This is a genomic window from Pseudomonas protegens (assembly GCF_003732485.1).
Lineage (GTDB): Bacteria > Pseudomonadota > Gammaproteobacteria > Pseudomonadales > Pseudomonadaceae > Aquipseudomonas > Aquipseudomonas protegens_B.
In genome coordinates this window covers 53,290-63,523 of record NZ_MOAK01000055.1, presented here as the reverse complement: position 1 = coordinate 63,523, position 10,234 = coordinate 53,290, and the positions used below count along the sequence as shown (strand labels likewise).

At 59.4% G+C, this 10,234-nt stretch carries 13 protein-coding genes; 10 read left to right on the top strand and 3 right to left on the bottom strand.

Annotation, left to right across the window (positions count from 1 at the left end; translation table 11 throughout):
* Nucleotides 1-149, bottom strand: a 149-nt coding sequence (locus BLX41_RS35395) for a DUF1883 domain-containing protein (protein WP_259744924.1), incomplete at its 3' end; no start/stop codon positions are given.
* 209 nt (nt 150-358) lie between these two features.
* Between BLX41_RS35395 and BLX41_RS14780 the strand changes: the two genes are divergently transcribed.
* The 4 genes from BLX41_RS14780 (at nt 359) to BLX41_RS14765 (ending at nt 2,734) form a co-directional block, all read left to right on the top strand.
* Entirely contained in the window at nt 359-709 is a 351-nt protein-coding gene (locus BLX41_RS14780; protein WP_123725498.1) for a hypothetical protein, read from the top strand.
* A gap of 157 nt (nt 710-866) precedes the next feature.
* Nucleotides 867-1,517 carry a c-type cytochrome gene (locus tag BLX41_RS14775; protein WP_123725497.1) on the top strand — a complete coding sequence of 217 codons (651 nt, stop codon included), beginning with the start codon at nt 867-869 and terminating at the stop codon, nt 1,515-1,517.
* Between the two features lie 65 nt (nt 1,518-1,582).
* Complete coding sequence (locus tag BLX41_RS14770; protein ID WP_402886771.1) at nt 1,583-2,434, top strand: c-type cytochrome; 852 nt, start codon at nt 1,583-1,585, stop codon at nt 2,432-2,434.
* A gap of 69 nt (nt 2,435-2,503) precedes the next feature.
* On the top strand, nt 2,504-2,734 hold the full coding sequence (locus BLX41_RS14765; RefSeq protein ID WP_102863256.1) for a hypothetical protein: 231 nt from the start codon (nt 2,504-2,506) through the stop codon (nt 2,732-2,734).
* A 15-nt stretch (nt 2,735-2,749) separates the two neighbouring features.
* Here BLX41_RS14765 and BLX41_RS14760 read toward each other — a convergent pair whose 3' ends face one another.
* A complete protein-coding gene (locus BLX41_RS14760) occupies nt 2,750-3,031 on the bottom strand; it encodes a hypothetical protein (protein WP_102863257.1) in 282 nt (93 codons plus the stop codon).
* A 204-nt stretch (nt 3,032-3,235) separates the two neighbouring features.
* Here BLX41_RS14760 and BLX41_RS14755 point away from each other — a divergent pair, with 204 nt between their 5' ends.
* From BLX41_RS14755 to gorA, 3 genes are all read left to right on the top strand, one after another.
* Entirely contained in the window at nt 3,236-3,418 is a 183-nt protein-coding gene (locus BLX41_RS14755) for a hypothetical protein (protein WP_123725495.1), read from the top strand.
* Nucleotides 3,419-3,500: 82 nt separating this feature from the next.
* Nucleotides 3,501-4,340 (top strand): UTP--glucose-1-phosphate uridylyltransferase GalU, encoded by an 840-nt coding sequence (gene galU / locus BLX41_RS14750; protein ID WP_003182953.1) that lies wholly within the window; start codon nt 3,501-3,503, stop codon nt 4,338-4,340.
* 131 nt (nt 4,341-4,471) lie between these two features.
* Nucleotides 4,472-5,830 (top strand): glutathione-disulfide reductase, encoded by a 1,359-nt coding sequence (gorA, locus tag BLX41_RS14745; protein WP_123725494.1) that lies wholly within the window; start codon nt 4,472-4,474, stop codon nt 5,828-5,830.
* Here the strand turns inward: gorA and BLX41_RS14740 are convergent, their stop codons facing one another.
* Complete coding sequence (locus BLX41_RS14740; protein ID WP_123725493.1) at nt 5,831-6,838, bottom strand: DNA-binding protein; 1,008 nt, start codon at nt 6,836-6,838, stop codon at nt 5,831-5,833. It lies immediately after the preceding gene.
* 181 nt (nt 6,839-7,019) lie between these two features.
* Here BLX41_RS14740 and BLX41_RS14735 point away from each other — a divergent pair, with 181 nt between their 5' ends.
* The 3 genes from BLX41_RS14735 to ahpF form a co-directional block, all read left to right on the top strand.
* Nucleotides 7,020-7,958 carry a site-specific integrase gene (locus tag BLX41_RS14735; RefSeq protein ID WP_123725492.1) on the top strand — a complete coding sequence of 313 codons (939 nt, stop codon included), beginning with the start codon at nt 7,020-7,022 and terminating at the stop codon, nt 7,956-7,958.
* Nucleotides 7,959-8,109: 151 nt separating this feature from the next.
* Nucleotides 8,110-8,673: an alkyl hydroperoxide reductase subunit C gene (gene ahpC, locus BLX41_RS14730; protein WP_011061677.1), complete on the top strand. Its 564-nt coding sequence runs from the start codon at nt 8,110-8,112 to the stop codon at nt 8,671-8,673.
* Between the two features lie 134 nt (nt 8,674-8,807).
* The coding region (gene ahpF / locus BLX41_RS14725) for an alkyl hydroperoxide reductase subunit F (protein ID WP_123725491.1) at nt 8,808-10,234 on the top strand (1,427 nt) is incomplete at its 3' end.

Genomic DNA, 10,234 nt, shown 5'->3' with positions numbered 1-10,234 from the left:
AAGGCCCCGCCGTGATAGGTGTGGCGGCCGCCATTCTTGAAGCTGCGGAAGTTGGCGTCGCTCATCAGGCGAATGTTGCAGACCTGGGAGCATTCGATGACGACGATATCGTCTTCGTTCAGGTGCTCGCGCTGGTGGATGAATTTCATGGGCGCCTCCAGAAGGGCTATATCTACAAAAACAAAACGTTGGCGTGGGCGATGGCGCAGTTTATCAGGCCCAAAGGGTTATTATTCGGCCCCGGCCTCGGGCTTTGACAATTTAAAACAGTTATTTGGATTTTTATCGGCGATAAAGCCGTGCCTCTGGAGAAAAACAGCGCCTTTGCTGTCGGAAGGACTTTTATTGGAGATTTTATATGAAACGCTGGGTGTGGGTTCTGGCCTTGGCCATCAGCGGTTGTGCCACCGTCTCGGATATCAACCAGACGCCGCCGACCCTGAGCGTCATTTCTGGCAAGAAGCCCCAGGAGTACGCCAAGTGCCTGTCCGGGAAGCTTTCCGACAGCCGTGGCGCACTGCAGGTCGAGCCGCGCAAGGAGGGTTACCGGGTGATCGTGCCCCAGAACCTGTCGGCGGCTCCGGCGGCGGTGTTCTACATCGATGAGCGCTCTGGCGGCAGCAGCATCAAGCTGCACGAGCAAATGTCCAACAACCCTCTGCGGCCGCAGGATGTGCGCAAGGCAGGGGAGGCCTGCATCTCCGGCTGATCCCAAGCCCAGGGCCTTGCTGGGGCTTGGGACCGCTCTCGTGAACAGCAACAGGTAGCCGCACCAATTTCGCATTGTCGCTATGGATCGATTGCCCTACTATTTGTGTGCTTATGCCAACTGGGTCTAAGCATATAACTAGAATAATGGAGTCCATATGATCCCACTGGATCGAATGCTATTGAGTGGCCTGATGCTGCTGTTTGTGCAATCTGCCCACGCCGTGGATGGGCAGAAAGTTTTCACCCAAGGCGGCACCCAGCCAGGGGCAACAGCCTGCCAGGCCTGTCATGGGGCGGATGCGATGGGCCTGGCCCCCGCCGGGTTCCCGCGTCTTGCCGGCTTACCGGCAGGCTATCTCGCCAAACAGTTGCATGACTTTCGCAGCGGTGCGCGCAGCAGCCCGGTCATGCAGCCTCTGGCCAAGGCTTTGAGCGAAGACGAAATCACCGCCGTGACTGGCACTCTCGCGGCCATGTCCGGGCCGAACCCCCCAGTGGGCAGTCGTAGCCAGGTCGCCAGCGGCGTTGGTGAGCGCCTGGCCTTGCGTGGCGCCTGGGAGCGGCAGGTTCCTGAATGCGTCAGTTGTCACGGGCCTGGCGGTGTCGGTGTCGGTGTGGCTTTTCCGCCTCTGGCCGGGCAACCGGCTGGCTACCTGGTGGCGCAACTCAATGCCTGGCGTGATGGCAGCCGGCGCAACGACCCCAATGACCTGATGGGGCATGTTGCCAAGTCCTTGAGTACTGAAGAAGTCACCGCAGTGGCGGAATACTTTGCCAGCTTGAAACCTCAGGAGGCGCGACCATGAAACTATTGATTGCAGGGTCGTTGATGGCATTGCTTGCGGTTCAAGTGCAGGCGGCCTCCATCGCCATGGAAGATCAGTCGCAGATACCGGCGCCAAGCGCTTCCGCTCATACCCAGTACTTCCAGCCGCCGGCCGAGAGTGAGTTGCCGGACAATGCCTACGGCAAGCTGGTACGCGAAGGTCATGCCTTGTTTGTCGACACCAAGCGCCTGGCGCCGCAGTACGTGGGCAACGGGCTCAACTGCAGCAACTGTCACCTTGACCAGGGCCGTCTGGCCAACTCCGCGCCGCTTTGGGGCGCCTATCCGATGTATCCCGCCTACCGCAAGAAAAACGACAAGGTGAACACCTTTGCCGAACGCTTGCAGGGCTGCTTCCAGTTCAGCATGAATGGTGGCAAGCCACCGGCGGCGGACAGCCCGGAGATTACCGCGCTGTCGGTCTATGCCTACTGGTTGGCGAGCAAGGCGCCCCTGGGTGTGGAGTTGCCTGGAAGGGGGTATCCCGATGTGGCCCAGCCCGCCAAGGGCTATGACTTGAAGCAGGGCGCGGCGGTGTATCAGGCGCAGTGCGCGGTCTGCCATGGCGAGCAAGGCCAGGGCCAGAAAGCCGGGGCGGATTATGTGATGCCGCCGCTCTGGGGCAAGGACTCCTATAACTGGGGAGCGGGGATGCATCGGATCAATACCGCAGCGTCCTTTATCAAGCACAACATGCCCCTGGGCAAGGGCGGCAGCCTCAGCGACCAGCAGGCCTGGGATGTGGCGGCTTTCGTCAACAGCCACGAGCGGCCGCAGGACCCGCGCCTGGTGGAGGGCTCTATCGAGAAGACCCGAGTCAAGTTCCACGCCAATGACGGGGTCAATTTGTACGGTCAGACGGTAGAGGGCGTGCTGATAGGCCAGGGCATCCGATAAACTACCCCCCATCGTCAACGATGCCGTCCGGGTTCAAGCCTTGGCGGCATCGTCTTTTTGGGAGAAAGCATGAAGCGGGAACACGTCAGAGAAAAGCATGCAGAGGGCTTGATCTCTGCCACCCACGTGATTCAGAACCCGGCCAATTCCGGGGAATGGATCGTGTTTTTCAAGAAGAGCGCCGGGCGCAGCTACTTTCTGGTGGATGAGAGCGACGAGGTGGAATCCTTTTCCCGTCTTGACGATCTGATCGAAACCATTCGCGGCCTGGGCATCAAGTTTGCCGAGATTCACATGTAGCGGGGCGTTCGCCCACTACTTGCAGACGACTATCACACTGCGACTTTTGTAGTTGCCAACGTCGACTCCCAGGGTCTTGTCGCTTTCCTTGGGGGCGGGTGTGCCTTCGGTGCTGACGATCTGATAGCCCGTGCCGGCGCAGGACGCCTCGGCTTTTTCATAGCAGCTGGCCCAGGAGCCGGCTTCCCCGGAGCAATCGATACTCAGGCCTTGTTCGCCATTGGTCAGATAGGTATTGGAAGCCGTGGCGCATCCGGTCAGAGCCAGTACAGCGGTGACTGCGAGAAGTCTGTTCATGGGGGATTTCGTCGTCTGGAAGAGAGGTGTCTTGGGGGGGGGGCGGGTATCGATGTGGCGATGCTATAGCTAATGGCCATTTCGGTACAGCGCATCACCTTAGTCCGCAGGCGCTGGCGAAAAGTGCCGCGCCTGAATATGACGGACCTTGAGTCGGGTGTTTTGGGGGCATTTCGCTGCCGTTGAAGGTGCCATCAGTGGTGCATGGAAAATGCAATTGTCCGTGTGCTTGCAGGCTTGCCCGGGAAGCGTTCCGACCTGGCCGTTCAGGGCGCCCAGGTGCCGGTTTACAAGCCTTGCACGGTGATGAAGGTTTACGCCGTGCGCTATCTAGAGGATGCTGCGGAACTATCTGGCACTTTAATTCTCTATGATGGCAGCGGTTAGCCAGCGCGGGGCATTGTAAGGCGCTCGCGGCCTCATTAGACTGCGCCGAAACTCGTACACACAGCCTTTTTAAGGACTCATAATGATCAAGAAATGCTTGTTCCCAGCAGCCGGTTACGGTACTCGCTTCCTGCCAGCGACTAAAGCCATGCCTAAAGAAATGCTGCCGGTGGTGAACAAGCCACTGATCCAGTACGGCGTTGAAGAAGCGCTGGATGCTGGACTGACTGAAATCTCCATCGTGACCGGCCGTGGCAAGCGCGCCCTCGAAGACCACTTCGACATCAGTTACGAGTTGGAAAACCAGATCAAGGGCACCGATAAGGAAAAGTACCTGGTCGGTATCCGCAAACTGCTGGACGAGTGCTCGTTCTCCTACACTCGCCAGACCGAAATGAAAGGCCTGGGCCACGCCATTCTTACCGGTCGCCCGCTGATCGGTGATGAGCCCTTCGCCGTGGTGCTGGCGGACGACCTGTGCGTCAACCTTGAAGGCGACGGCGTACTGACCCAGATGGTCAAGCTGTACAAACAGTTCCGTTGCTCGATCGTGGCCATCCAGGAAGTCGACCCGCAGGAAACCAACAAGTACGGCGTGATCGCCGGCGAGATGATCCGCGATGACATCTACCGCGTTCACAGCATGGTCGAGAAGCCAAAGCCTGAAGATGCTCCGTCGAACCTGGCGATCATTGGTCGTTACATCCTGACTCCGGACATCTTCGACCTGATCGAGCAGACCGAGCCGGGCAAGGGTGGCGAGATTCAGATCACCGACGCCCTGATGAAGCAGGCGCAGAACGGCTGCGTGATGGCCTACAAGTTCAAGGGCAAGCGTTTCGACTGCGGTGGCGCCGAGGGTTACATCGACGCGACCAACTTCTGCTTCGAGAACTTCTACAAGACCGGCAAGGCTTACTGATAGCCGCTGCACGGGTTTGTCGGAAAAGCCACCTTCGGGTGGCTTTTTCATTTGTCGTCCTTATGTAGATCCTCTGCGCTGACCCCATCGCCATCTGCGGTTATGCTTGTCAGCCTGCCTGGGAGAGTGAAATGGCCTACGATTTTGATCTTTATGTAATTGGTGCCGGTTCCGGCGGTGTGCGTTGCGCACGCTTTGCTGCGGGTTTCGGGGCGAAAGTCGCGGTGGCCGAGAGCCGCTATCTGGGCGGCACTTGTGTCAACGTCGGCTGCGTGCCGAAAAAACTCCTGGTGTACGGCGCCCACTTCGCCGAAGACTTTGAGCAGGCCTCGGGTTTTGGCTGGTCCCTGGGCGAGACGGATTTTGATTGGGCGACCCTGATCGCCAACAAGGATCGTGAAATCAATCGCCTTAACGGCATCTACCGCAATCTGCTGGTCAACAGTGGCGTGACCCTGCACGAAGGCCATGCCAAGTTGATCGACCCTCATCAGGTGGAGGTCAATGGCCAGCGCTACACCGCCAGGCACATCCTGATTGCCACGGGCGGCTGGCCGCAGATTCCGGATATTCCCGGGCGCGAGCATGCCATCAGTTCCAATGAGGCGTTTTTCCTCAAGGCTTTGCCAAAGCGTGTTCTGGTGGTGGGCGGTGGTTATATTGCGGTGGAGTTTGCCGGGATCTTCCACGGCCTGGGTGCCGATACCCAGTTGCTGTATCGCGGCGACCTGTTCCTGCGTGGCTTTGATGGTGCGGTGCGCAAGCACCTGCAGGAAGAGCTGACCAAGCGCGGTCTGGGGCTGCAATTCAATGCGGATATCGAGCGCATCGACAAGCTGGCCGATGGCAGTCTGGAGGTCACCCTCAAGGATGGTCGCAAGCTAGTGACGGATTGCGTGTTCTATGCCACTGGACGTCGGCCGATGCTCGACAACCTGGGGCTGGAGAATACCGGTGTCAAACTCGATAAGCGCGGCTTTATCGAAGTCGACGACCAGTACCAGAGCAGCGAGCCGTCGATCCTGGCCATTGGCGATGTGATTGGTCGCGTGCAACTTACGCCTGTAGCCCTGGCGGAAGGCATGGCCGTGGCTCGTCGTCTGTTCAAGCCGGAACAGTATCGGCCAGTGGATTATCGGATGATTCCGACGGCGGTCTTCAGCTTGCCGAATATCGGCACCGTTGGCTTGACCGAAGAGCAGGCGCGCGAGGCGGGGCACAAGGTGCAGATTTTCGAAAGCCGTTTCCGGCCGATGAAGCTGACCCTGACCGACTGCCAGGAGCGCACCTTGATGAAGCTGGTGGTGGACGCCGACAGCGACAAGGTGCTGGGTTGCCACATGGTTGGGCCTGATGCCGGGGAAATCGTCCAGGGCTTGGCGATCGCCCTGAAGGCGGGAGCCACCAAGCGCGACTTCGACGAAACCATCGGAGTGCATCCGACGGCGGCCGAAGAGTTCGTTACCATGCGTACCCCTGTCGCGGACTGATCACGAGTCCGCGGGCGCGTCTGACTGCGCCTTGGTTGCCGCAGCCAGGCGCAGCGCCTCGAGGCCGGCCTCGGCCTTGGCGGCGCGCAACTCCATCTCCTTGCTCAGTCGAGCCTGTTTGTCGGCTCTTTCCTTGAGTGCCTGAATCTCCTCCGAGGCTACGCGCAAGCGTTCCTGGAGCAGGGTGCCGGCGCTGTCCTGGCGCGCCAGTTGTTCGCTGAGCAGTGCCTGCGATACCGCGCTCTTGCTCGCGGCATCCTGGGCCTGCTGGAGCTCCTTGTGGGTGGCTCGCTGTTCGCTGAGCAGGCGTTCGTTGTCGCGATGCAGTTGGGTGATTTCGTCCTGGCGTACCAGTGCGCTCTGCTGAGCCTGGCGCAGCTCCATCTGCACCTGCTGGATCTGGCCTTCGTGGCGGCGCTGTTCCTGTTCGCGCTGTTCCTTGCTGGCGGCGCGGTAGTGCTCTAGAGCGTCCCGGGCATGCAGGTGCTTTTCTTCCAGGGAGCGGATCTGTTGCTCCTTGTCTTCCAGGCGCAGGTGGCAATCCTTCAAAGCCTGATTGAGTTCGGCGTTGCGGGTCTGTTCGCTCTGCAGCATGGAGCGGGTGTCTTGTAGGGCGGCACTTTCCCCGGCCAGGGCGCTGGCCTGGATCTGTAGCTGCTGCTGCAGTTGTTCCTGGGTGTGCCGCGCTTGCTCCAGTTGTTGCTCGAAGGCCTGCTTCTGTTGTTCGGAGTGGGCGAGGGCCTGCTCCAGAGGCTCCTGGGCCTGCTCTTGCAGGCGTTGAGCCAGTCGTCCTACCAGTTCACTCAACTCCTCATCCAGTGGCACCGGGCCCGCATCTCGGCGGCTGGTGCCGTCATCCAGTTCCTTCAAATAGCGGTGGATGGTGGTTTTCGAACCGGTATTGCCCATTTCTATGCGTACTGCATCGATGCTGGGGTGTTCGCCGCGGGCAAGAATCGCCTGACGCGCTTTCTTCACTACCGCCTTGTTTATGCCTCCGCGAGCCATGGCTCCTCCAACGATTTAATACTGTGATACATAGTATGTAATTATTGATTATTGTACAGGCAGTAAAAGTTTCAAGATAGGAAAAATATGACCTGGGATATTGTAGTATTACCCAGTGTCATGGGGCGTGCGGCGCTTCTTTGTCTTTTTTCTGGCGTACATCTGTCGGGGTTGAACTGTCATGAGTGAGCTGGATCGTTACCTGCAAGCCGCTACCCGCGATAACACCCGTCGCAGTTATCGGGCGGCGATCGAGCATTTCGAGGTGCAGTGGGGCGGGTTCCTGCCGACGACGGCGGAGAGCGTGGCCCGTTATCTCGCGGCCTACGCCGGGGAGTTGTCGATCAACACCCTGAAGTTGCGCCTTTCTGCCCTGGCTCAATGGCACAACAGCCAGGGCTTTGCCGATCCGACCAAGTCGCCAGTGGTACGCCAGGTGTTCAAGGGCATTCGTGCATTGCATCCAGTGCGCGAGAAACAAGCCGAGCCTTTGCAGCTGCAGCACCTGGAGCAGGTGATTGCCTGGCTTGACGAGGAGGGTGCAGCCGCTGCCGCCGAAGGCCGTCAGGCCGACCTGTTGCGAGCGCGCCGCGACCGGGCGCTGATCCTGCTGGGGTTCTGGCGGGGTTTTCGCAGTGATGAACTGTGTCGCCTGCAGATCGAGCATGTGCAGGCCATGGCCGGTTCCGGTATCAGCCTCTATCTGCCGCGCAGCAAGGGGGATCGCGACAATCTGGGGCGCACCTTTCACACGCCGGCGCTGCAGCGCCTGTGTCCGGTGCAGGCCTATGTCGACTGGATCAACATCGCCGCGCTGGTGCGCGGTCCGGTGTTTCGCAGCATCGACCGCTGGGGCCACCTGAGCGAGCGGGGGCTGCACGCCAATAGCGTGATTCCATTGCTGCGCCAGGCTCTGGAGCGTGCCGGTATCGACGCCGAGCATTACACCAGCCACTCCCTGCGCCGCGGTTTTGCCACCTGGGCCCACCGCAGCGGTTGGGACCTCAAGTCCCTGATGAGCTATGTGGGCTGGAGGGACCTGAAGTCCGCCATGCGCTATGTCGAGGCCAGCCCGTTCATGGGCATGGCGCTGATTGATCCGAAGCCGGTCCGCCAGTAGTCAAAGGTTTCTTCTATTAATACTGTCGGCTGATAGTCAAAACCAATCGGTAGCATCAGGTTTGCCAATGAGCCAAGCGCCGACTCATTGGTTAGGATTCTCCCCATCAAGTTTTCACCCAATGTTTTCAACCACTGATGGAGAGTCAACGATGCCTATCATCAACAGCCAAGTTAAACCGTTCAAAGCTACCGCATTCAAAAACGGCGCATTCGTCGAAGTGTCGGACGCTGATCTGAAAGGCAAATGGTCTGTCGTGTTCTTCTACCCGGCTGACTTCACCTTCGTTTGCCCAACCGAGCTGGAAGACCTGGCCGACAACTACGCCGAATTCCAGAAGCTGGGCGTTGAGATCTACAGCGTTTCCACCGACACCCACTTTGCTCACGCTGCCTGGCACAACACTTCGCCAGCCATCGGCAAGATCCAGTACACCATGATCGGCGACCCGACCCTGGCTATCTCCCGCAACTTCGACGTGCTGATCGAAGAAGCCGGTCTGGCTGACCGCGGTACCTTCGTGATCAACCCGGAAGGCCAGATCAAGATCGTTGAAATCAACGATGGCGGCGTAGGCCGTGACGCTTCCGAGCTGCTGCGCAAGATCAAGGCCGCTCAGTACGTTGCCGCTCACCCAGGCGAAGTCTGCCCAGCCAAGTGGAAAGAAGGCGAGGCCACCCTGGCCCCGTCCCTGGACCTGGTTGGCAAGATCTAAGTCCATGCATTACCCAAGGGCGGTGATCCGCACTTAAGTCAGCTGCACCGCCCCCAAAAACGCCCGGGCGAGTTTCGCTCGGGCGTTTTTTTTTACCGAACCATCTCTTTATTCAGAACATGGAAATCGCCCGTATGTTGGACGCCAATCTTAAAGCTCAGTTGAAGTCATACCTGGAACGGGTCACCCAGCCGATCGAGATCGTCGCCTCCCTCGACGACGGTGCGAAATCCCAGGAAATGCTCGCGTTACTCAAAGACATTGTCAGTCTTTCCAACCAGATTACGTTGCTCGACAACGGTACTGATGGGCGCAAGCCGTCGTTCTCGTTGAATCGCCCGGGAAGTGATATCAGCCTGCGTTTCGCCGGCATTCCCATGGGCCACGAATTTACTTCCCTGGTGCTGGCCCTGCTGCAAGTGGGTGGCCACCCATCGAAAGCCAGCGCTGAAGTGATCGAACAGATCCGCTCGCTCAAAGGCGAGTTCAACTTCGAAACCTACTTCTCGCTGTCGTGCCAGAACTGCCCGGACGTGGTCCAGGCCCTGAACCTGATGGCGGTGCTCAACCCGAACATCCGTCATGTGGCGATCGACGGCGCGCTGTTCCAGGCCGAAGTTGACGAACGCAAGGTCATGGCGGTGCCCAGTGTCTACCTTAATGGCGTGAACTTCGGCCAGGGGCGCATGGGGTTGGAAGAGATCCTCGCCAAGCTCGACACCGGTGCGGTAGAGAAGCAGGCGCAGAAGCTCAACGCCAAAGAGGCTTTCGATGTGCTGGTGGTCGGCGGCGGTCCAGCCGGCGCTGCGGCAGCCATCTACGCCGCTCGTAAAGGCATTCGTACCGGGGTCGCGGCCGAGCGCTTCGGCGGCCAGGTACTGGATACCATGGCCATCGAGAATTTTGTTTCGGTGAAAGAGACCGAAGGGCCAAAACTGGCCGCGGCACTGGAAGAGCACGTCAAGCAATACGACGTCGACATCATGAACCTGCAGCGTGCCAGTGCCTTGGTGCCGGCCAAGGAAGTGGGCGGCCTGCATGAGATTCAATTTGAAAGCGGCGCCAGCCTGAAGGCCAAGTCGGTGATCCTGGCGACGGGTGCCCGCTGGCGTGAAATGGGCGTCCCGGGTGAGCAGGAGTACAAGGCCAAGGGCGTGTGTTTCTGCCCGCACTGCGATGGTCCACTGTTCAAGGGCAAGCGGGTGGCGGTGATTGGTGGCGGTAACTCCGGCGTTGAAGCGGCTATCGACCTGGCGGGTATCGTCAGCCACGTAACCTTGCTGGAGTTCGACAGCAAACTGCGCGCCGATGCCGTGTTGCAACGCAAGTTGTACAGCCTGCCCAACGTCAAGGTCATCACCAGCGCCCTGACCAGTGAAGTGAAGGGCGATGGGCAGAAGGTCACTGGCCTGGCCTACAAGGATCGCGATTCGGGTGAGTTCCACACTGTGGACCTGGAAGGCATCTTTGTGCAGATCGGCCTGTTGCCCAACACCGATTGGCTCAAGGGCACGGTGGAACTGTCGCCCCGTGGCGAGATCATCGTCGATGCCCGTGGCGA